The following is a 21,206-nucleotide window of genomic DNA, read 5'->3' as shown; positions in this document are numbered from 1 at the left end:
GAGAGCACACCCAGGATCTCGACCCGCTTGATCGAGTCGATCCCCAGATCCGCCTCGACATCCATCCCCAACTCGAGCATCTCCACCGGATAGCCCGTCTTCTGCGCCACCACCTCCAACAACGCAGCCGACACCTCACCCGCACCGGGACCGGCCACCACCACCGGCGCGGCCACCGGCTCGGGGGTCCGGGGGGCGGCGGGCAGCGCGGCCGGGGCAGGGGCCGCGGCCACCTGCGCGGGAGCCGCCGGTACGGCCGGCGCCGGCGCTGCGGTGACCGGGGCGGGGGCCAGCGCGGGGGCCACCTGGGCGGGGGCCGCCTGCGCGGGGGCCGCCTGCGCCGGAGCGGGTGCCGACGCCGTGGGTGCCGCGCTGCCGGAGCCGAGCTCCAGCGCGGCCAGGTCTCGCAGGATCTCGTTGGCCCGCAGGTGGGTCCGGCCGATGGCCAGGCCGTGTTCCTTGACCGCGGTCACACCGGCCAGGACGTCGTCCACCCGGCCCTGGTCGGCCGCGTGCTCCAGCAGTCCGGCGAGCCGCTCGGCGCTCTGCAGCTGTCCGTTGAGGTAGTCGTCGTGCAGGGCGAGGTGATCGGCGATCAGCTCGGGCAGCCGGTCCGAGGCCGGCGCGGGGTTGGCTTCGTGGTCCACGGGCTCGCTCTCCATCACGACGGGCAGGGCAGGACGTTCGGGCACGGCCGGCGCCACGGCAGCCGGCCCGGCCACCGGCCCGGTCACGGCCGGAGCGGTCACCACCGGGGCAGCCACGGTCGGGGCAGCCGCCACCGGTTCGGCCGCCGCCGGTTCGGCCGCCGCCACCGGCGCGAGGGCCGCCGGCTCCGCCGCCGCTCCGGGCAGCCGGGGCTCGGCGATCCGGTAGCCGTTCTCCAACGCGTCCCGGTAGGCGGCCTTGCGGGCGTCGGAGACGTAGTTGATGCCGTTGAGCAGCACCGTCATCCCCTTGCTCGGCGCCGCCTCGGGCACCTCGGCGACGTACCGGTCGGACACCGACAGCGGCAGGCCGAGGACGGCCAGCTGGGCGACGGCCCGCTTCAGCGCCAGGTCCGCGTCGGCGCCGGGGCCGCCGTCGAGGCGGACGCACTGGTGCGGCCGGTCACCGAGGATCCGCCCCACCAGCTGGGTGAGAACGCCCTTCGGGCCGAACTCCACGAAGGTGCGGAAGCCCGCGGCGTACATCTCCTCGACCCGGTCGGCGAAGTGCACCGGGTTGATCAGCTGCTCGGCCAGCAGCACCGCGTTGGCGGCCGGGTCGGCGCCGTACGCGCCGCCGGGGGTGTTGGCGAACACCGGGCGCCGCGGCTCGCCGACCTCGACCCGGGCCACCGCCTCCCGGAACGCGTCCACGGCGTGTGCCACGAACGGGGTGTGGAAGGCCGCCGAGACCGGCAGCCGGCTGATCCGCAGTCCGCGCTGTCCGGCTTCGCCGACCAGCCGGTCGACCGCCGCGCTCGCACCGCCGAGCACCACCTGGTCGGCGGCGTTGCGGTTGCAGACCACCAGCTCGGGGTGGGCCGCGAGCAGGTCGGCGAGCTGCGCCTCGGTGCAGCCGACGGCCGCCATCGCCCCGGCGTCGAAGGCCGGGTCGGCGGGCGGGGCCATCGCGGCGCCGCGGGCCCTGGCCAGCGCGAAGTAGCCGTCGTCGGCGAGCGCCCCCGAGGCCCACAGCGCGGTCAACTCGCCGAAGCTGTGGCCGAGGTGGCCGTCGGCGGTGAATCCGAGCTCGGCCAGGTAGCGGTACTGGCCGACCGAGAGCGCGCCGATCGCGGGCTGCGCGTACTCGGTGCGGCGCAGCGACTCCTCCTGCGCGGCCCGGGCCGCGTCGTCGAAGGCGGGGGCGGGGAAGGCGACCCGGGAGAGCGGCTCGGCGCCGTCGAACTGCCGGTTGGCCTGGTCGAAGGCGGCCCGCAGCGGCGGCAGGGCGAGCACCGCGCGGTGCCCGGGGTTGACGTACTGGCTGCCCTGGCCTGCGAACAGCGCACCGGTGCGGCCGAGTTCGGCCTCCCGGCGGCGGTACCAGACCCCCTTCGGGTGGGTCCAGTGCTCGGCGTCGGGCTTGGCCCGCAGCTCCTGGAGGGCCAGTTCGCGCAGGTCGGCGAGGTCCTCGGGGCTGCCCGCGACCAGCGCGAGCCGGGCGTGGCCGGCCGGGACCGGGCCCTCGGCGGGTGCGGCGCCCTCGGCCAGCCGCGCGGTCAGGGCCGCGGTGTCGGGGGCGTGCCAGAGGTGGACCCGGGCGACCGGGAACATCACCTTCAGGTCCTCGCCCTCGCCGTGCTCCTGGAGGACGAAGTGGAAGTTGGTGCCGCCGAAGCCGAACGAGGAGATCGCGGCCCGGCGCTCGGCACGCTCCGGGTCCTTGATCCAGGGGCGGCTCTGGGTGTTGACGTAGAAGGGCCCGGTGGCGAAGTCGATCGCCGGGTTGGGCTCGTCCACGTTGATGGTGGGCGGCAGCACCTTGTGGTGCAGGGCCAGCGCCAGCTTGATCATGCCGGCCGCGCCGGCCGCCGCCTTGGTGTGCCCGATCTGCGACTTCACGCTGCCGACGGCCGCGTACCGGCGCTGCTCGGTGGTCTCGGAGACCACCGCCGCCAGCGCGGACAGCTCGGTGGCGTCGCCGACCGCGGTGCCGGTGCCGTGCGCCTCGAACAGCTCGACCGTGTCGGGGGTGCAGCGGGCGTCCTCGTACGCGCGCCGCAGCGCGACCATCTGGCCCTCCTTGCGGGGGGCGTAGATGGACTTGAACCGGCCGTCGCTGGAGGAGCCGATCCCCCGGATGACGGCGTAGATCTCGTTGCCGTCCCGCTCGGCGTCGGCCAGCCGGCGCAGCGCCAGCATGCCGATGCCCTCACCGATCAGCGTGCCGTCCGCGTCCTTGTCGAACGGGCGGATCCGGCCGACCTTGGAGAAGGCCGGGGTCTTGCTGAAGCACAGGTACATGAAGATGGTGTTCTCGGCGTCGCAGCCGCCGGCCAGCATGGTGTCGGCCCGGCCCTCCAGCAGTTCGCTGACCGCCGCCTTGGTCGCCGCCAGCGAGCTGGCGCAGGCCGCGTCGATGGTCATGTTGGTGCCGCCGAGGTCGAGCCGGTTGGCGATCCGGCCGGCCACCACGTTGCCGAGCATGCCTGGGAAGGAGTTCTCCTCCCAGGGCGCGAAGGCGAGTTTGAACTTCTCGGCGATCTCCTCGGCGTCCCGCTCGGTCAGACCGCAGCTGCGCACCACCTCCTTGAGCACCGGGGTCTGCAGGCGCGCGGAGAGCGGTTGGGTGAGCTGGTTGGCGCCGGTGATGCCGAGGATCACGCCGGTGCGCTCGGGCCGGTACCACGGCTGCTCGGCGCCGGCGTCCTTGAGCACGTCGCGGGCGACCACCAGGCTGAGCAGCTGGAGGACGTCGGTGACCTCCAGGGTGGTGGGCGGCAGGCCGAACTCCATCGGGTTGAAGGCGACCGACGGAATGAACCCGCCCCGCCGGGAGTAGGTCTTGTCCGGCGCGGACGGGTCCGGGTCGTAGTGCTCGTCGACGTCCCAGTGCGTGCTCGGCACGTCCTGGATGCAGTCGGCGGCGGCCACCACGTTGCCCCAGAACTCTCTCAGGTCACGGGAGTTGGGGTAGAGCGCGGAGAGGCCGACGATCGCCACGGGCTCGTCGGCGAGCCGCCGGGTGAGGTCGTCGTCGGAGCTGGTGAGGCTGCTGGGGTTGGGCTGCGAGGTTTTCACGGCAGGGCTCTCTTGGTCTCGGAGGGCCGGCCCCCGGGCGCCGTGCGGTGACGGCGGCCGGGGCCGTGCGGAGGACGGGCCTGCGTCAGACCTTCTTGGCGCCGGTCCGCGCGGGGACCGGGGTGGGACGGACCAGGCGCGCGATCAGCTCGGCGGCGTCCGGCCGGGTGAGCATCGTGTAGTGGTCGCCGGGGCTGCGGTGGACCTCCAGGCCGTACGGCGCCAGCGGGGTCCAGCCGAGGGTCGGGTCGTCGGGGATCAGGCTCCGCTCGGCCGCCACCAGCACCAGCGGCACCTCGGTGGGCCGGGGCCGGTAGGGCGCGGTCAGCCGGTTGTTGCGCAGCAGGCCGTCGACGTAGGTGTCGTACAGCTTGCGCAGCCCGGGCAGCGGGGTGTCGGCGGCCAGCGCGCCGCTCGCCACCGCCGCGTCGAGCACCAGCAGCAGGCCGTCGTCGACGCCGCAGGCCGCCAGCCGGTCCGGGTCCAGGAGCACCGGGCGGCCGCGCTTGGCCCCCAGGTACATCGCGAACCACCCGATCAGCAGCGGCGGCAGCAGCGCCTCGTCGGGCTGCTGGTACTCCTCGGTCGGGGCGATGCTGTCCAGCAGCACCAGCCGGGCGGGCCGCTGCGCCGGCGGCTGCTGCCGCACCACGGCCTGCGCGACCACGCCCCCGAAGGACCAGCCCGCCAGTGCGTACGGCCCGCCGTCGTACGCCCCGGTGAACTCGTCCAGCAGCCGGCCGGCCAGTGCCTCGACGGTGGTCTCGGCGCGGCCGCCGGTGAGCGCGGCCTCCCAGTACTCGGGCAGGGCGGACAGGTCGAGCACGGTGAGGCCGACGCCGTCCGGCAGCGCCTCGGCCAGGGTGGCGTGCACCCCGGCGGCGAGCGCCCCCGGATGGACCAGGTACACCGTGCCCGAGCCGGCCGCCGACGGTCTCAGTCTGACGACCGGGAGCGGGACCCGGCTACGCCGAGGCGGCATGGCCGGCCTCGGTGCGGGTGGCCGACTCCTCGGCGATGTGGGCGGCCAGCTCCTTGATGCTCGGGTGGTACCAGAGCGCCGTGGTGCCGAGCTCGAAGCCGAGCCAGTTCTCCATCTCGCCGGCCAGGATCAGGGCCTCGGTCGAGTCGAGCTCGAGTTCGTCGAAATACTGTTCCGGCGACACCTCGGACGGCTCCACCCCGAGCCGGTGCGCGATCTTCTCGATCAACCAGTTCTGCGCTTCAACTGCCTTGATGGGAGCCACAGTTGGTCCTCCTCGAAAGAGTCGGCCCGGGCGGGCCGGGCGGGAAATGCCTCTGAGAACACCTGTCAGCATCAGCCGCGCGCTGCTAGGGTCCCGGGGAAGGCGAGACAGCCGTGCGAGACCCGGGCGCGGAACGCGCCAGGGCGTGGCTCGGCCATGGGCTCAGAGGTTCGTAGGGCAACAGTCAGTCAACATCTGCTCTTGACGCGGTGGTTGCAGCACCGCTTACGCCCATCGCCCCGCGGCAGCACCAACGGGACGACAGACCGCCTCGACCTGCCCGGTCGGCGGGGTGGATGTGAGCGAAGACAGGCCGCACGGACGGCGGATGCACTCGCTACGGGGCAGGACCGTACGCGAGTTCCCGTTGAGCGTGCAACCAACGGATCGTGAATCAACGACCCTTGGGCGCCGGTGCGCGCCGGCCGCCGACGGCCGGCCCGCCCCGCCCGGCATCCGTCGAAAACGCGCTCGACCTGCGGCGATGCCGGCCCTTCGACGCGTCCCCCACCGAATGAGGAACGGCCTCCGAATGTCTGGTGCACACCGGGCGCACTTCTGGGAGCACTGTGCGCCGGGGCGCACGCCGTGCCGTTCTACGCGCGTGAACAGGCCGATGTGAACTCGGAGTTAAAGGTCGGGCCCTCGCTTGCCGCCTCGCTCGGACCGTGGATATGGTCACCTCAGCTATCCGTTGACCTGCCCGGCAACACCCTCCCTGCACCGCCGGCCCATGACCACGGAACGAGGACTGCCATGTCCGCGGCCCACCGGACGCCACCCGGGCGGCCGAGCGGATCCGGCCACCGGACCCGCCCGACCGATCGCCCCCGAAGGACCAGCCCGGCCCACCGGCCCACCCCGGACGACCGGGCCCCGTCCCTCACCTCCGCCCCGCCAGGCACACCGATCCGCCGCCCGCCCGGGCCCGCCGACGCGGACGGGCCGAGCCGGACAGCTCCGAGGAGCTGAACGACTCGGCCCGTCCGGACGGATCGAACCGGCCGGCGGCTCAGCCCAGCTGAACCACCGCGCGCGACATGCCGAGCACCTTCTGGCCGCCGTACGTGGCCAGCAGATCCACCCGCACCCGGCGGTCGTCGAGCAGCGCGGCGACCTTGCCGGACACCTCGATCACCGAACCGTCCTCGTCGTTGGGCACCGGCACCGGCCGGGTGAAGCGCACGCCGTAGTCGACCACCGCCGCCGGGTCGCCGATCCAGTCGGTGACCACCCTGGCCGCCTCGGCCATGGTGAACATGCCGTGCGCGATGACGTCGGGCAGCCCGACCTCCAGCGCGAACTTCTCGTTCCAGTGGATCGGGTTGAAGTCCCCCGACGCCCCCGCGTAGCGCACCAGCGTGGCACGGGTCACCCGGAACGACTGGGCCGGCAGCTCGGTGCCGACCTCCACCTCGTCGAAGTTGATCCCCATCGCGCTACTTCCCCTCCTCATCGGCCGCCCGGGCCACCAGCGACATGACGGACGTCACCACGTGCTCGCCGGACTCGTCGTGGACCTCGCCACGGACGGTCAGCACGTCGTTGCCGGCCAGCGACTTGATGGCCTCGATCGACACCGTCACCGTCAGCCGGTCACCGGCCCGCACCGGGCGGGTGTAGGTGAACTTCTGGTCCCCGTGCACCACCCGGCTGTAGTCCAGGCCCAGCTCCGGGTCGTTCACCACCTGGCCGGCCGCACCGTACGTGATGACGAACGGGAAGGTCGGCGGCGCGATCACATCCGGGTGACCGAACGCCTTGGCAGCCTCCGGGTCGGTGTACGCGGGGTTCGCGTCCCCGATCGCCTCGGCGAACTCACGGATCTTCTCCCGGCCGACCTCGTAGGGCTCGGTGGGCGGGTACGTGCGCCCGATGAAGGAGGGATCGAGCGGCATGAGCTACTCCTCTGAATGTGTCGTTACACAGAAAACGACTCCAGGCCGCCCCCCTTGCGGGGTGCGGCCTGGAGTCAGTGCAAAGTCAGCGGGTCTCGCGGTGCGCGGTGTGCGAGTTGCAACGCGGGCAGTGCTTCTTCATCTCAAGACGGTCCGGGTCGTTACGCCGGTTCTTCTTGGTGATGTAGTTCCGCTCCTTGCACTCCACGCAGGCCAGCGTGATCTTCGGGCGGACGTCAGTGGCAGCCACGGGAGTGCCTTCCTGGGACAACGAATAAGAACACGACAAGAGTAGCCGATCGGGAGAGTACCCCCCGATCGACTACGCGGAGTAGCGGTGACCGGACTTGAACCGGTGACACAGCGATTATGAGCCGCTTGCTCTACCAACTGAGCTACACCGCTTTGATGATCAGAACCCCCGCCGAGGCGGAAGACCCTTTCACCAGAGCCCCCATGCGGAATCGAACCGCAGACCTTCTCCTTACCATGGAGACGCTCTACCGACTGAGCTATAGGGGCGAACGAGGAAGAGATTACACGGTTCCCGGCCAGAGGTGAAATCCGTATCCGGAGCGGAAGACCGCAGGTCGGCGCGGTCGCACTGACGCTCCCTCGGCAGATGCACGTTCGAGTGGCCCGCGCCACCGCTCACGCCACCGGCGGGTGGACCGACACGACCTACGCCCGCCTCCGCGCCTCCCGCCCCCGGGCACCCTAGGCTCGACCGGCAGTGATCATGCGGTCCCCGGTGCGCCCAGAGCGCCGGAGAGCACCGGGGCCGGGCGCCCGGGGCCCCGCGCCCGGAGAGTGAGGAGCCGGCCGAATGAGCGCGGACAGCGCACCTGCCGAAGGACCGCACCAGGGCCCGGCCGCCAACCCCCTCGGCCACGGCCCGATCCTGCTGCTCACCAACGCCCGGCTGACCGACGGGCGGCTGGTCGACGTCCGGATCGGCGGCGACCGGATCCAGGCCGTAGGCGCCGCGGGCAGCCTCGGACCGCTGCCCGCCCTGCCCGGCCGCCCCACCGTCACCACCGGCGCCCGGATCGACCTGGCCGGCTACCTGCTGCTCCCCGCCCCCGCCGAGCCGCACGGCCACTACGACACCGCGTTCGCCGCCGCCCTGCCGGGACCGCCCACCGAGGACCCCGCCGACCTGGTCCGGCGGGTCACCGAGGCCGCGCTCACCTCGCTCGGCTACGGGGCCACCGCCCAGCGCACCCACGTCCGGATCGGCGACGCGCACGGCCTGGTCCGACTGGAGGCGGTCCTCATGGCCCGGCAGGCGCTGCGGGGGCTCGCCGAGCTGCAGGCCGTGGCGATGCCGCGGCTGCTCACCGGCCGGGCCGGCGCCGACGGGCGGGCCCAGCTGCGCGAGGCGCTCAAACTGGGCGCCACCGCGGCCGGCGGCTGCCCCGACCTCGACCCGGACCCGGTCGGCTACGCGCAGATCCTGCTGGCGGCCGCACGCGAGGCCGACTGCCCGGTGGACCTGCACACGGCCGGCCGCGACACCGCCCAACTCGCCCGGATCGCAGGAGTGTTGGCCCCCTTGCGACCCAGAGTCACGGTCGGCCCGTGCAGCGCACTGCCACCCGGCGGGGTGAGCGTCCTGGCCACCGCGGGGGTGCGGGTGGTCTGCCTGCCGCAGAACGGCGGCTGCACCGGCCTGGAAGGTCCGCCGACCGGCCTGCGGCCTTCCCTTGCACGGGAGTTGACCGATGCCCGGGTGCCGCTGGCGGTCGGCAGCGGCAGCGTCCGCGACCTGGCCAACCCGGTCGGCCGCGCCGATCCGCTGGAGGCCGCCTACCTGCTGGCGGCCACCGGCACCCTCAGCCCCGAGGCCGCCTACGACGCGATCAGCGGCCAGGCCCGGCTCACCCTCGGCCTGCCCGCCGTCCGGGTCGACGCGGGGTTCCCCGCCGAACTGCTCGCGATCCGCGGCGACAGCCTCACCGGCGCGCTGGCCGGCGGCCACAGCCGGCTGGTCGTCCACAGCGGCCGCGTGGTCAGCCGCACCAGCGCGGTCCGCGAGTTCGCCGACACCATCGCCCTCGCCCTGCCCCGCCAGAACTCACCGGGCTGACCCGCCGCCGTCCGGTGGCCGGTGGCCGGTACCGGGTGCGAACCCGTCCGACGTGGGCGGCTTCCGCACTGCGGAGACCCGGCCCCGCGGGTCTCCCGTAACCAGCCGGGTTTCCCGTAACCAGCACCCGACGATCGCCCGGCTCCTAAGCTGCTGAGGCGTCAGTAGGTTCCTGCTCGGGGGGTTGAGCACGATGGGTACGGAGATCGCGGAGCTGGTCCAGCAGGCCGGCCCCTACCTGACCGCAGCGGCGGGCGCCTACGGGGGCGGCGTCCTCACCCGCGCAGAGGACGCCGCCGCGGACGCCACCGCCAACCTGGGCCGCCGCATCCTCCAGGCCGTCTGGCGCCGCCGCTCCGCGACCGAACAGGCCGAACTGGAAGCCGCCGTCCTCGACGCCGCCCAGGACACCGACGACGCGGACGCCGCCGCCGCACTGCGCCAGCAGCTCAAGCGGGCCCTGCGCGAGGACGCCGACCTCTGCAAGGAACTCGCCGACCTGCTGCCCGCACCGGCCGCCGGAAGCGTGACCGTCACCGCCTCCGGCGAGCGCTCCATCGCCGCCCACACCATCACCACCGCCATCACCGGCGACGGCCACCACACCGGCCAGTGACCGGCCCCCACCACGAAGCCTCCGGGCGCAGGGCGATCGCCGCAGGCACCATCGGAGTCGCCAACACCGGCGACGTGATCGGCCTGCCCGCGGAAGTCCTCACCGCCGCCCGCGACGTCCCGGCGCCACCCGGCCTCACCAACCTGCCGCCCTTCCCCCTGTGCCTCGGACGCACCGACGCCCTCGCCTGGCTCCGCGACACGCTCTCCCAGGACAACGGCACCGCGATCACCCAGATCCCCGCCGTCCACGGCCTGGGCGGTATCGGAAAGACCACCCTCGCCCTCGCCTACGCCCACCACCACCGCCGCACCTACAGCCTCATCTGGTGGATCAACGCCGACTCCCCGACCCGCATCGAACAGTCCCTCGCCGGCCTCGCCCTCAGGCTGTTCCCCGCCTGGGCCGGGAGAGCAGCCCAGGACGAACGCACCGCCTGGGCCACGACCTGGCTGCAGTGGCACCCCGGCTGGCTGCTGATCTTCGACAACGTCGAGGACCCCACCGACCTGTCCCCCTACCTCGGCGCCCTCGACGGCGGCCACCACCTGATCACCAGCCGCCGCGCCACCGGCTGGTCCCGCACCATCCGCACCCTGCCCCTCGGCGCCCTCGGCCCCGACGAAGCCGCCGAACTCCTCTGCAGCTACGCCTTCACCGACGGCACGCCCACGGCCCGGGAACGCCAGGACGCCCGGACACTGGCGGCCGAACTGGGCCATCTGCCGCTCGCGTTGGAACAGGCCGGCGCCTACCTGGCCCAGAACCCCGCCGTCACCATCGACACCTACCGCAAGCGCCTGTCCGGCAAGCTCGACAAGGCCGCCGACGGCATCGACGCCGAGCGCACCATCGCCCGCATCTGGACCCAGACCCTCCAGGCCCTCACCGACCGCAACCCCGACGCCGTCCAGGTGCTGTACGCCCTCGCCTGGCTCGCCCCCGACCACATCCCCATCAGCCTTCTCGAGACCCCCGGCACCGACAACGACGACCTCCACGAAGCCCTCGGCCTCCTCGGCGCCTACAGCATGGCCACGGTCACCCGGCGCACCGTCAGCGTCCACCGCCTCCTCCAGGCGGTCCTGCGTTCGACTGCGCAGGCCGGCCCCGACGGCCCACCCACGGGACGCCAGGCCGCCGAAGAAGCCCTCGTCCGGGCCCTGGGCCCGCTCGACCCCCCGACCACGGACGCGGTCACGCCCTGGGACGCCCTGATGCCCCAGCTGATCGCACTCGCCGCGACCAGACCGCCCGGACAGCGGGACGACCGCGCGGCAGGCCTTTACCACACCGCGGCCGAACACCTATGCGGTCAAGGCCATGACGCCCGCTCGGTCCCCCTCCGGGAAGCCGGCCTCGCCCAGGACGAGCGGACCCTCGGCGACACCCACCCCGACACCCTCGCCGGCCGCCGCCGGCTCGCTCTCGGCTACCAGGCGGCCGGGGACCTGGAACGCGCCATCCCCCTGTACGAGACCGTCATCGCCCAGTGCGCACAGGTCCTCGGCGACACCCACCCCGACACCCTCGCCTCCCGCGACAACCTCGCCGGCGCCTACCGCGAAGCCGGGGCCTTCGATCGCGCCCTCCCCCTCTACGAGGCCGCCCTCGCCCAGTACGAGCAGCACCTGGGCAACGCCCACCGCGACACTCTGATCAGCCGCAACAACCTCGCACTCGGCTACCAGGCGGCCGGGGACCTGGAACGCGCCATCCCCCTGTACGAGACCGTCATCGCCCAGTGCGCACAGGTCCTCGGCGACACCCACCCCGACACCCTCGGCAGCCGAGGCAACCTCGCCAGCGCCTACCAGGCGGCCGGGGACCTGGAACGCGCCGTCCCGCTGTTCGAGACCGTGGTCGCCCAGTGCGCACAGGTCCTCGGCGACACCCACCCCAGCACCCTGTGCCACCGCCACAACCTCGCCTACACCTACGGTTCAGCCGGCGACCTCGACCGGGCCATCGCTCTGTACGAAACCGTGCTCGCCCAGTGCGAACAGGTCCTCGGCAGCACACATCCCGGCACGGCGATCAGCCGCGGAAACCTCGCCGCGGCACGAAGGGCAGCAGGCAACACACCCGGGTGAACCCGGGCTTCCGCGGTACCTCAGCTGCCGTCGGCCCCGACCATGAGGCGGGCCCACGCGAAGCGCCTCCGCGGCACAGATGGAGCGGCACAGCCAAACAGGAACGGCCCTGAACTGCGTTTCCGCAGTTCAGGGCCGTTCCGTTATCCGGTGGCTGGTGCAGGGTTCGAACCTGCGTAGCTTGCGCGACAGATTTACAGTCTGCTCCCTTTGGCCGCTCGGGCAACCAGCCAGGGATGGTGTCTCGCGGGGGGCTGCCCCGTTCGACGTCGTAAACGATACCTGATGGACGGGGGTGGTCCGCCACTCGATTGGTCACGTGACGATCAAGGGCGGGTCGCGGCTGTCGGCCGCGGCGCGGGGGCGGGGCTGGATAGGCTGGGGTGGCGGCCGTCCGGGACGGGTGGCCCCTGACCGTGAAGCCAGTACCGCAAGGAGACCAACACCCATGGCCGACTCCAGTTTCGACATCGTCTCGAAGGTCGAGTGGCAGGAGGTCGACAACGCGATCAACCAGACCTCCCGCGAGATCTCCACCCGCTTCGACTTCAAGAACGTCGGCGCCGAGATCAAGCGGTCGGGCGAGAAGATCGAGATGAAGGCCAACGGCGAGGAGCGCGTCAAGGCGATCCTGGACGTCCTGAAGGACAAGTTCATCAAGCGCGGTCTGTCGCTGAAGGCGATGGACGCGGGTGAGCCGCAGCTGTCCGGCAAGGAGTACAAGATCTCCGTGGACATCAAGGAAGGCATCACGCAGGACGACGCCAAGAAGGTCGCGAAGATCATCCGCGACGAGGGCCCCAAGGGCGTCAAGGCCCAGGTCCAGGGCGACGAACTGCGCGTCAGCTCCAAGTCGCGGGACGACCTGCAGACGGTCCAGGCCCTCCTCAAGGGCAAGGACCTGGAGTTCGCGATCCAGTTCGTGAACTACCGCTAGCAGACCGCGCGCGACCTGCGCGAACGCCTGCACTCCGGCCCAGGAGGGCCGCCGGGGACCACTACCCCACGCACACCGCAGGGGCACACCACCGAGAGACGACTCGGCGGTGTGCCCCTGTGGCGTGTCCGGCCGGGGCCGGGGCCGGCGGTCAGCCGGCCGTCAGTCGGCCGTCAGTCGGCCGTCAGCCGGTGGTGCGGAGCGCGGTCGCACCTGCGGCAACGGCCGCCGCGAGCGCGTCGGCGGTGAGGGCGGCAGCCGCCCCGCGCACCGCTTCCCGGTCCGTTCCGGCCTTGGCGTCCGCCGCGGTGCCGGGTGCCGGCCGGACGGCCGGGCGGTTGGCCGGTCGGGTGGCCGCATCGGTCAGGGCGGTGACGTCGGCCTGGACCTTCTTCATCAGGTCGGCCGGCTTGCCGGCCGCCGGGGCCGGCAGGACCTGGACGGTCTGCCCGGTCACGGCCGCCGGGGAGGGCACCGGGACCGGCAGGTCGACCGGCGGCGCCGGGGTCGTCGGCAGGGGCGGCACCGCAGGCAGCGAGCCGAGCAGGCCGGTGATGGCGCTGGTCAGCTCGTCGACCTTCTTCTGCAGTGCGGCCGGGTCGAGCAGGTCGGTGGCCGAGGTGGCCAGCGAGAGGATGCTGTTGACCAGGTTCAGGAGGTCGCCGATCGCGCCGAGCGCGTCCCGGGTGGTGGCTGCCGGGTCGGATGCCGGGAGCGCCGCGGGGAGCGGGGCGGGGACAGCGGCGGGGAGCGGGGCGGTCGCCGGGGCGACGGCGGCGGTACGAGGGGCGGTCGCGGTGGGGGCGTCGGCCCCGTACGCGAGGTCGACGGTCGCCGGGGCGACTGCGGTGAGGCCCACCGCCGCAGTCAGTACGGCGGCCGTCCAGGAGGCACGCATGGGAGAGCTGTTTCCTTTCCGTGGGGTTCAGGCATTCGCCTGAAGCACACGTTGGGACACCTCTCCGGGACCGGCCACCGTTTGTCGGCCGAACGGTGCGTGACGCTTCGTAGGCGCAGCGCGCCGCGCCTACGCCGGCCGACACCGGGTCCGACAGCAGGCCCGACAGCGGGCCCGACACCCGGTCCGACGGCAGGTCCGGTCAGCCGCCGGCGGCGGCGATCCAGTCCTCGATGTCCCGGCGGCGGCCGAGGCCGACCGTCTCGAACTCGTCCCGCCCCGGGTCGCGGCGGGCGCCGAGTCGGCGCAGTGCCTGGGAGATCGGGGTGCCGTCGTCGGGGTCGGGGCCGTCCTCGGCGAGGTGCAGCGGGCCCAGGGTCAGCCGGCCGTCCACCCAGACCGCCGCGCTCTGGCTGCCTTCGCCGCCGAAGTAGGCGGCCTCCAGGTAGGCGATCGGGGCCGACTGGGACCAGGCCTCCAGGCGGCGGACCAGGCCGCCGGGGAAGTAGCTGAAGCCCGGCTGCCCGGCTGCGGCGGGCTGGTGCAGGGCTGCGTGCAGTCGGTCCGTCATCGGGATCAGCGCCAGTCCTTGCTCCAGTCGCACGACCCGCGCGACCGGGACCTCCGCCGCCACCACGTTGAGCAGTTCGGCGGTGGCCGCCAGCGCGTTGAGTTCGTATGACATCTCATCATTCTCCGCATCGGGCGCGCCCGGGTCAGCAGATTAATCGAACTGGTTAGCCATCAGAGTGCGCGGGCGGCGCCCCGCCGAAACGCACGCCGGTGGCGGGCGCAGTGGCGCGCCGAATGGCGCGCCCGAGTGGGTGCCCGAGTGGGGTGCCCAGGGGCCCGGGCGGGTCCGAGCCGGATCCGGGCGCTTCGGGGCGCTCCCGGGCCTCGCGGGACACGGCGCGGGGCGATGCGGCAGAGTGGGGCGGATGACGAGGACCGCGCACCGCCCCACCCCCGAGGAGTTGGCCGCCGCCCAGGACGCCACCATCCCGGACGTGGCCGCGCCCGGGCTGCGGGTGCTGTTCTGCGGCATCAACCCGGGCCTGTGGTCCGGCGCGACCGGTCGGCACTTCGCCCGGCCGGGCAACCGGTTCTGGCCCGCACTGCACCTGTCCGGCTTCACACCCCGGCGCTTCGGGCCGGACGAGCAGCAGGAGTTGATCGCGCTCGGCCTCGGCATCACCAACGTGGTCGCCCGGACGACCGCCAAGGCGGCCGAGCTGACGCCCGAGGAGTACCGGGAGGGCGGCGCGGCGCTGGTCGAGCGGGTGGAGCGGTTGCGGCCGCGGGCACTGGCGGTGCTCGGGGTGGGCGCGTACCGCACTGCCTTCGGACGGCCGAAGGCGGCGGTCGGCCCGCAGGAGCACACCATCGGCGAGACCCGCGTCTGGGTGCTGCCCAACCCCAGCGGGCTGAACGCGCACTACTCGCTGAACGCCATCGCGGACGAGTTCCGGGCCCTGCGCACGGCGGTCTCCGACGAGCCGCCGCCCGGGTCCGCCGACGCCTGACGCCCGGCCCCGACGGCGTCGGAGACCGCGGGGCGGCACAGTGCCGGCGGGTCAGCCGCCGGCCGGGCCCGGGGCCCCGCCCAAGGCCTCTCCCGAGGCCTCTCCAGAGGCCCCGCCGAAGCCCTCGTCCGCCGTTCCGGGCTCGACCGCCAGCGGAGTGCCCGAGGTGAGCCTGACCAGTTCCTCGTACGTCATCGGCACCACGGTGTGCGGCGTGCCCGCCGCGGCCCAGAGCTTCGGGAACCCGGCCAGCGCGGTGTCCACCACGGTCCGCAGCGGCGCCGGGTGCCCGGTCGGCGCGACCCCGCCGATCGCCTGGCCGGTGGCTTCCCGGACCTGACGGGCGGTGGCCCGCACGACCGGGCCGCCGCCCAACTGCCCGGCCAGGAAGCCGGTGTCCACCTGGTGGCCGCCGCTGGTCATCACCAGCAGCGGCGCGCCGTCGTGGACGAAGACCAGGCTGTTGGCGATGGACGCGACCGGGCAGCCCAGCACGGCGGCCGCCTCGGCGGCGGTCCGGGCCGAGTCGGGCAGTTCCCGGATCGCGGGGGCGATCCCGGCGGCGGCCAGCGCTTCGGCGACGGCGCGGGATCGGGGTGGCAGGTCAGCGGTCACGGATCGGCTCCCGGGAGGGGTCGCAGGGACGGTGGGCCAACGGACCGCATGCTCGCAGAGCCGACGCCCGCCCCGCACCGCGGTTCCGGCCCACCGCCCCGCGGTTCCGGCCCACCGCCACCGGCCCGACCGCCCGACCGGCCGGCCGGCCGTCAGACCAGCCGCCCGCCGCCGTCCACGTGCAGCACCGTGCCGGTGACGTACGGGTTGCCCATCGCGAACAGCACCGCCTGCACCAGGTCGTCCACCGAGCCGACCCGGCGGGCCGGGTTGCGCTCGGCGACGCCGCGCAGGAAGGCCTCCTTCTCGGCGCCCAGCCCGTCCCAGCTGCCGGTGTCGACGATGCCCGGCGAGACCGCGTTGACCCGGACCGGCGCGATCTCCACGGCGAGCGCCTGCACCAGGAAGGCGAGCGCGCCGTTGGTGGTGGCCATCACGGTACGGGCGGGGGCCGGGCGCCAGGCGGCGACGCCGGAGAAGAAGGTGAACGAGCCGCCAGCCGCCGTCCGCCCCGCCAGGTGCTTGGCGAGCAACAGTGGGCCGATCACCTTGGCGTCGAACGCGCGCCGGACGTCGTCCGCCGCCAGAGCGGCCAGCGGGCCGTTGGCGGGCATCGCAGCCGTGGAGACCAGGTGGTCGAAGCCGCCGACCGCGGTGGCCAGGGCGACGATCGACGCCTCGTCGGCGAGGTCCACCGGGACCACCTCGGCCCGGCCGGCCAGCTCACCGGCGGTCCACTCCAGCTTCCGCGGGTCGGGGCCGGCGAGGACCAGGTCGGCGCCGGCCGCCGAGGCGGTGATCGCCAGCCGGCGGCCGGTGTGCGCGCCGGCGCCGATCACGACGACCCGGCGGCCGGCGAGCGGGAGCGCGGCGGCCGCCGGAGCAGGGGAGGCGGCGGTCGGGGCGACGGGGGTGGTGCGGGGCTCGGACATGGCGGAGGGACTCCTCGGACGGCGGGCGGTACCCGGCGGAACGGTCACCTCGACCCTCCGCCGACCAGGGCCCATACGTCCAAGGCACATTCCCTCCGCCAACCATAAAATCTTTGCATGGCTACTCTCCGGCAGCTCGAATACCTGGTCACCGTGGTCGACACCGGCTCCTTCACCAAGGCCGCCGAGCTGCTGCACGTCACCCAGCCCGCCCTCTCGCACCAGATCCGGGCCCTCGAACGCAGCGTCGGCGGCGCCCTGCTGGAGCGCCTGCCGCGCTCGGTGGGACTCACCCCGACCGGGCGCGCGGTCCTGCCGCACGCCCGCGCCGCCCTGCTCGACGCCGAACGGCTGCGGTCGGCCGCCCGCCGGGTCGCCGGGCTGGACCAGGGCGAACTCGAACTCGCCACCGTGTACTCGGTCAGCCTCGGCCCGCTCCCCGCGGTGCTGCGCAGTTGGCGGCAGCACCACCCGGGGGTGCGGATCCGCCTGCGCGAGTACCCGCACGCCGACCGGCTGCAGGCCGCGATGGCGGCCGGGCAGGGTGATCTGGCGGTCGGCCCGGCGCCGACGGACTGGGACGGGCCGGTGCGGGACCTCGGGGTCGAGGAGTTCGTGGTGGTGCTGCCACCGGGCGAGGGGACCGCCGCGCCGACCGTGCCGCTCGGCGAGCTGTCCGAGCGGGACTGGGTGCACTACGCACCCGGCAACGGGCTCGCCGAGGTGCTGGATCAGGCCTGTGCGGCCGCCGGGTTCCGGCCCCGGGTCGCGGTCCGGACCGAGCAGACCGCCGCCGCCCCGCTGCTCGCTGCCGCCGGGCTCGGGGCCGCCCTGGTCCCGGCCAACGTCCTCCCGCCGGACTTCGACGGCCTGGTGCTCCGCCCCGAGCCCCCGGTACGGCGGACCCTGACCGCCTACACCCGGACCAGGCCCGACCGGCTCACCACGGCCTTCGCCGAACTGCTCGCCCGGGAGATCCGGGTCCTGCCCGCCGGCCGGTACCTGTCGGAGCAGCCGGCGGAGCAGCCGGCGGACCGGCCGTAGAAGCCGTGGAACCGGCACTCGGACCGGCACTCGGACCGGTGCTCTGACCCGGCCGTCGGACCGGCCGTCGGACCGGCCGTGGGGCGCGTCCGCGGGCGCCCCACAGGCCGTCAGGCCGTCCTGGTGCGGCGTGCCCGGGCCAGGATCCGCAGCGGGGCCAGCAGCCCGTAGCCGACGTCCTTGCGCAGCGCGCCGGCCCCGGCCCGTTCGACGGCCGTCAGCTGGTGCGCCATCAGCTCCGTCATCATCCGGCCGACCGCCCGCAGACCCGGATCGGCCAGCTGGACCACGTCGGCGGCCGCCGTCAGGGCCGCCCGGGCGCGTCCGCACTGGTCGGCGAGGAGCGCGCGGACCGCCGGGCCGTCCTGGCCCCGTTCCAGCTCGGCACGGGTCACGCCGTGCTCGGCGAGGCGCTCGCGCGGGATGCACAGCCGGCCGGCGGCGAGGTCCCCGGCCAGGTCGGCGAGGAAGTCCACCCGCTGTGCGGCGGCGACGAACCGCCGCCACCCGGCGGCGGCCTCCGGGTCGGGTCCGCCCCGGTACTGGAGGCCGGTGAAGACCACCACGCCCGGCCAGGCGTAGGCGTCCAGGTAGGCCTCGAAGTCCTGTTCGGTGCCGAAGCCGGTGAAGTCGGCCTCGGCGGTGGCCGCACCCGCGAGGAAGTCCGACACCCAGTGCGCCGGCAGCCCACGGACCGTCACCGCGTGGGCGTACGCCCGCAGCACCGGGTCGCCGCTGCGCCCGGAGTCCAGTGCCTCCTCGACCCGGGCGGTCAACGCCCGCAGGCCCTCGGCCCGCTGCTCGGGTGTGCCGGTCTCGGCGGTGTCGTCCACCAGGTTCATGAACGCCAGGCCGGCCGCCAGGTACGGGACCAGCGGCGGCGCGGCCAGCAGCCGCAGCGCGAGGTACGGGGCCTGCTCGCGGCGCAGGACCCGCCGGGCGGCGGCCGTGTAGTCCGCGCGCAGCCCGGCGCCGTTGATGTCGGCGGCGGTCGGGGTGGTGCGCCAGCTGGGCAAGGTGGTGGGTCTCCTCGGGTCGGGGCGGACCTCGACGGAGGGCGCCCGTTCGGACGCCGCCCACGGTACCGATCCCGGCCGGGGTGCCCCGGGCCGCCTACACCGCCTCGGTCACCAGCCGGCGAACCGCTGGTCCGAGGGGACGATCTCGCGGCCGAGCGGCATCAACGAGATCGGGATCATCTTCAGGTTCGCCCAGCCGAACGGGATCCCGATGATCGACAGGAACAGCGGGATGCTGGTCGCGACGTGCGCCAGCGCCAGCCACCAGCCCGCGAACACCAGCCAGATCACGTTCCCGACGCACGACGCCGCGCCCGCGTCGGCCCGCACCACGGTCGAGCGCCCGAACGGCCACAGGACGTACCCGGCGATGCGGAAGCTGGCAATTCCGAATGGAATCGTGATGATCAGGATGAAGCAGATGATCCCTGCGACTGCGTACGCGATGGCCATCCAGATGCCGCAGAAAACCAGCCACAGGACGTTGAGAACGGTCTCCAGCACCTTCATGGTCCAAGCCTCCCACGGGCGCGGCCTCATGGCACGGCGTCGTCGTCACGCCTTCCCGGGCTGCCGCCTTCCCGGGGTTCCGCCTCCGCGGGCTTTCGCGTCCCGGGCGCTGGCGGCGGCCCGGCCGAGCAGGACGGCGCGCTCGCGGGCGTTGCGGGTGAGGCCGGCCGCCCGTTCGAACTCCGCGGCGGCCTCGGCGGCCCGGCCGAGCCGGGCCAGCAGGTCGCCGCGGACCGTGGGCAGCAGGTGGTAGGAGGTCAGCGAGGGCTCGTCCAGCAGCCGGTCGGCCAGGTCCAGGCCGGCCGCGGGGCCGAAGGCCATCCCCAGCGCCACCGCCCGGTTGAGTTCCACCACCGGCGAGGGGGCCCGCTCGGCGAGCGCGGTGTACAGCGCGGCGATCCGCACCCAGTCGGTGTCCCCGGCGGCCTTGGCGCGGGCGTGACAGGCGGCGATGGCCGCCTGCAGGGTGTACGGGCCGGGCGGGCTCGCCAGCCCCCAGGCCCGGTCCAGCGCGGCCAGGCCGCGGTGGACCAGCAACTGGTCCCAGCGCCCGCGGTCCTGGTCGAGCAGCAGGACGGGTTCACCGCCGGGCCCGGTCCTGGCGGCCGACCGGGAGGCCTGCAGTTCCATCAGCGCGACCAGGCCGTGCACCTCGGCCTCCTCGGCCATCAGCCCGGCCAGGACCCGGCCGAGCCGCATCGCCTCCTCGCACAGGGCGGGCCGCATCCAGTCGTCCCCGGCGGTGGCCGCGTACCCCTCGTTGAAGATCAGGTAGATCACCTCCAGCACCGGGCCGAGCCGGGCGGTCAGCTCGTGGCCCTCCGGCACCTCGTACGGCACGCCCGCCCCGGCCAGGGTCCGTTTGGCCCGGACGATGCGCTGGGCGACGGTGGCCTCGGAGGTGAGGAAGGCGCGGGCGATCTCGTCCGTCCGCAGGCCGCCGAGCACCCGGAGGGTTAGCGCGGCGCGGGCCTCGGCGGAGAGCACCGGGTGGCAGGCGGTGAAGACCAGCCGCAGCAGGTCGTCCTGGACGTCCTCGCCGAGGGGTCCGGCCAGCTCCTCGGGGCCGGGGTGGGGCTCGTCGCCGAGTTCCCGGCCGAGCTGGGCGAGCTTGCGGGCGTACCGCTGCTCGCGGCGGATCAGGTCGATCGCGCGGTGTCGGGCGGTGGCCATGAGCCAGGCGCCCGGGTTGGCCGGCACGCCGGTCCGCGGCCACTGTTCGAGGGCGGCGACCAGGGCGTCCTGGGCCAGCTCCTCGGCGGCGGAGAAGTCGCCGACCAGCCGGGCCAGGACGGCGGTGATCCGGGCCGACTCGATCCGCCAGACCGCGTCGACCGCCCGGTCGACCGCCCGGTCGGCGGCCCGCCGGGCCCCGGGTGGCGGGGCGTCAGGTGCGGGCGCGCCGGGCACCGGGCCGTCCGCGGTGTCAGAGGCGGGGGTGCCGGTTGCAGTGCTGCCAGGCGCAGGGCTGCCGGGTGCAGGGCTGCCAGGCGCAGGGGCGTCCGGTACGGGGGCGTCCGGTGCAGGGGTGTCCGAGGCCGTCACAGCCCTCCATCAGAGCAGCTTCCGGCCCCGGACGCCCGTGGAACCGCGGGTCAGGCCTGGATCGGCCGCTGGTTGGCGTCCCGCCAGGCCTGCTCCTTGTCCAGGGCCTCCTGGGAGACTGCGTCCGCCGGGAAGTCCTCGGCCTCGAAGACCCGGCGGATCTCCAGCGTCTCACCGCCCGGGAAGGGCGCCCGGGAGGCCCACTCGACGGCCTCCTCCAGCGAGCTGACGTCGATCAGCCAGAAGCCGGCCAGCAGTTCCTTGGTCTCGGCGAACGGCCCGTCGGTGACGGTGGGCTTGCCCCCGTCGGTGTAGGTCAGCCGGACGCCCTTGGCGCTGGAGTGCAGGCCCTCGGCGGCGAGCAGCACCCCCGCCCTGATCAGCTCGTCGTTGAAGCGGCCCATCTCGGCGATGGCCTCGGAGCTCGGCAGTACGCCGGCCTCGGAGTCGGCGTTGGCCTTGACCAGCATCATGAATCGCATCGTCTTCTCCGTCCTTCGGCGGGCGTCGGG

At 74.0% G+C, this 21,206-nt stretch carries 20 protein-coding genes and 3 tRNA genes; 6 read left to right on the top strand and 17 right to left on the bottom strand.

All coding sequences use genetic code 11. The features are described from left to right. The 8 genes from AB0D08_RS14035 to AB0D08_RS14000 form a co-directional block, all read right to left on the bottom strand. A partial coding sequence (locus AB0D08_RS14035) for a beta-ketoacyl synthase N-terminal-like domain-containing protein (protein ID WP_359888612.1) occupies positions 1–3,728 on the bottom strand: 3,728 nt, incomplete at its 3' end. An 85-nt stretch (positions 3,729–3,813) separates the two neighbouring features. Then, on the bottom strand, positions 3,814–4,638 hold the full coding sequence (locus AB0D08_RS14030) for an alpha/beta fold hydrolase (RefSeq protein ID WP_233289459.1): 825 nt from the start codon (positions 4,636–4,638) through the stop codon (positions 3,814–3,816). 55 nt (positions 4,639–4,693) lie between these two features. Beyond that, positions 4,694–4,975: an acyl carrier protein gene (locus AB0D08_RS14025; protein ID WP_033826064.1), complete on the bottom strand. Its 282-nt coding sequence runs from the start codon at positions 4,973–4,975 to the stop codon at positions 4,694–4,696. 1,012 nt (positions 4,976–5,987) lie between these two features. After that, positions 5,988–6,410 (bottom strand): MaoC family dehydratase, encoded by a 423-nt coding sequence (locus tag AB0D08_RS14020; RefSeq protein WP_033826065.1) that lies wholly within the window; start codon positions 6,408–6,410, stop codon positions 5,988–5,990. Positions 6,411–6,414: 4 nt separating this feature from the next. Beyond that, complete coding sequence (locus tag AB0D08_RS14015; RefSeq protein WP_359888609.1) at positions 6,415–6,873, bottom strand: MaoC family dehydratase N-terminal domain-containing protein; 459 nt, start codon at positions 6,871–6,873, stop codon at positions 6,415–6,417. Positions 6,874–6,958: 85 nt separating this feature from the next. Further along, positions 6,959–7,123, bottom strand: coding sequence for a 50S ribosomal protein L33 (rpmG, locus tag AB0D08_RS14010; RefSeq protein WP_006604855.1), 165 nt, complete (start codon positions 7,121–7,123; stop codon positions 6,959–6,961). An 82-nt stretch (positions 7,124–7,205) separates the two neighbouring features. After that, a tRNA-Met gene (locus tag AB0D08_RS14005) sits at positions 7,206–7,278 on the bottom strand. 44 nt (positions 7,279–7,322) lie between these two features. Next, positions 7,323–7,395 (bottom strand) — tRNA-Thr (locus AB0D08_RS14000). Between the two features lie 304 nt (positions 7,396–7,699). On the opposite strand from AB0D08_RS14000, the gene AB0D08_RS13995 reads away from it, so the two are divergent. From AB0D08_RS13995 to AB0D08_RS13985, 3 genes are all read left to right on the top strand, one after another. Further along, complete coding sequence (locus AB0D08_RS13995) at positions 7,700–8,962, top strand: hydrolase (RefSeq protein ID WP_033826067.1); 1,263 nt, start codon at positions 7,700–7,702, stop codon at positions 8,960–8,962. Between the two features lie 193 nt (positions 8,963–9,155). After that, positions 9,156–9,578 carry a hypothetical protein gene (locus AB0D08_RS13990; protein WP_033826068.1) on the top strand — a complete coding sequence of 141 codons (423 nt, stop codon included), beginning with the start codon at positions 9,156–9,158 and terminating at the stop codon, positions 9,576–9,578. Continuing rightward, complete coding sequence (locus AB0D08_RS13985) at positions 9,575–11,671, top strand: tetratricopeptide repeat protein (protein ID WP_359888607.1); 2,097 nt, start codon at positions 9,575–9,577, stop codon at positions 11,669–11,671. Before AB0D08_RS13990 ends, AB0D08_RS13985 begins: the two co-directional genes overlap by 4 nt. Positions 11,672–11,822: 151 nt before the next feature. Here AB0D08_RS13985 and AB0D08_RS13980 read toward each other — a convergent pair. Continuing rightward, a tRNA-Tyr gene (locus tag AB0D08_RS13980) sits at positions 11,823–11,903 on the bottom strand. Between the two features lie 216 nt (positions 11,904–12,119). On the opposite strand from AB0D08_RS13980, the gene AB0D08_RS13975 reads away from it, so the two are divergent. Further along, the gene (locus AB0D08_RS13975) at positions 12,120–12,608 is read left to right on the top strand and encodes a YajQ family cyclic di-GMP-binding protein (RefSeq protein ID WP_033826069.1); all 489 of its coding nucleotides are present in this window, start codon (positions 12,120–12,122) and stop codon (positions 12,606–12,608) included. 184 nt (positions 12,609–12,792) lie between these two features. On the opposite strand, the gene AB0D08_RS13970 is transcribed toward AB0D08_RS13975, so the two are convergent. Together AB0D08_RS13970 and AB0D08_RS13965 are read right to left on the bottom strand one after the other, a co-directional pair. Then, positions 12,793–13,506, bottom strand: coding sequence for a hypothetical protein (locus tag AB0D08_RS13970; protein ID WP_359888604.1), 714 nt, complete (start codon positions 13,504–13,506; stop codon positions 12,793–12,795). 202 nt (positions 13,507–13,708) lie between these two features. After that, entirely contained in the window at positions 13,709–14,191 is a 483-nt protein-coding gene (locus AB0D08_RS13965) for a hypothetical protein (protein WP_033826071.1), read from the bottom strand. A 253-nt stretch (positions 14,192–14,444) separates the two neighbouring features. On the opposite strand from AB0D08_RS13965, the gene mug reads away from it, so the two are divergent. Further along, positions 14,445–15,029: a G/U mismatch-specific DNA glycosylase gene (gene mug / locus AB0D08_RS13960; RefSeq protein WP_033826072.1), complete on the top strand. Its 585-nt coding sequence runs from the start codon at positions 14,445–14,447 to the stop codon at positions 15,027–15,029. Between the two features lie 51 nt (positions 15,030–15,080). Here the strand turns inward: mug and AB0D08_RS13955 are convergent, their stop codons facing one another. Beyond that, complete coding sequence (locus AB0D08_RS13955; protein ID WP_359888600.1) at positions 15,081–15,644, bottom strand: YbaK/EbsC family protein; 564 nt, start codon at positions 15,642–15,644, stop codon at positions 15,081–15,083. Positions 15,645–15,796: 152 nt separating this feature from the next. After that, a complete protein-coding gene (locus tag AB0D08_RS13950) occupies positions 15,797–16,576 on the bottom strand; it encodes an SDR family oxidoreductase (RefSeq protein WP_359888598.1) in 780 nt (259 codons plus the stop codon). A 117-nt stretch (positions 16,577–16,693) separates the two neighbouring features. Here AB0D08_RS13950 and AB0D08_RS13945 point away from each other — a divergent pair, with 117 nt between their 5' ends. Beyond that, positions 16,694–17,620 (top strand): LysR family transcriptional regulator, encoded by a 927-nt coding sequence (locus AB0D08_RS13945; protein ID WP_359888596.1) that lies wholly within the window; start codon positions 16,694–16,696, stop codon positions 17,618–17,620. A gap of 110 nt (positions 17,621–17,730) precedes the next feature. Here the strand turns inward: AB0D08_RS13945 and AB0D08_RS13940 are convergent, their stop codons facing one another. From AB0D08_RS13940 to AB0D08_RS13925, 4 genes are all read right to left on the bottom strand, one after another. Next, on the bottom strand, positions 17,731–18,636 hold the full coding sequence (locus AB0D08_RS13940; RefSeq protein WP_359888594.1) for a squalene/phytoene synthase family protein: 906 nt from the start codon (positions 18,634–18,636) through the stop codon (positions 17,731–17,733). 111 nt (positions 18,637–18,747) lie between these two features. Then, a complete protein-coding gene (locus tag AB0D08_RS13935) occupies positions 18,748–19,149 on the bottom strand; it encodes a YccF domain-containing protein (protein ID WP_033826074.1) in 402 nt (133 codons plus the stop codon). A gap of 45 nt (positions 19,150–19,194) precedes the next feature. Further along, a complete protein-coding gene (locus AB0D08_RS13930) occupies positions 19,195–20,559 on the bottom strand; it encodes an RNA polymerase sigma factor (RefSeq protein ID WP_359888591.1) in 1,365 nt (454 codons plus the stop codon). A 185-nt stretch (positions 20,560–20,744) separates the two neighbouring features. Continuing rightward, complete coding sequence (locus AB0D08_RS13925; RefSeq protein WP_033826075.1) at positions 20,745–21,176, bottom strand: YciI family protein; 432 nt, start codon at positions 21,174–21,176, stop codon at positions 20,745–20,747. Between the last annotated feature and the right edge of the window lie 30 nt (positions 21,177–21,206).

The sequence above is a fragment of the Kitasatospora sp. NPDC048540 genome (assembly GCF_040651175.1).
In the GTDB taxonomy this organism is placed as follows: domain Bacteria; phylum Actinomycetota; class Actinomycetes; order Streptomycetales; family Streptomycetaceae; genus Kitasatospora.
Note: the sequence above shows the minus strand (reverse complement) of the source record. Positions and strands in the feature narration are given on the sequence as shown.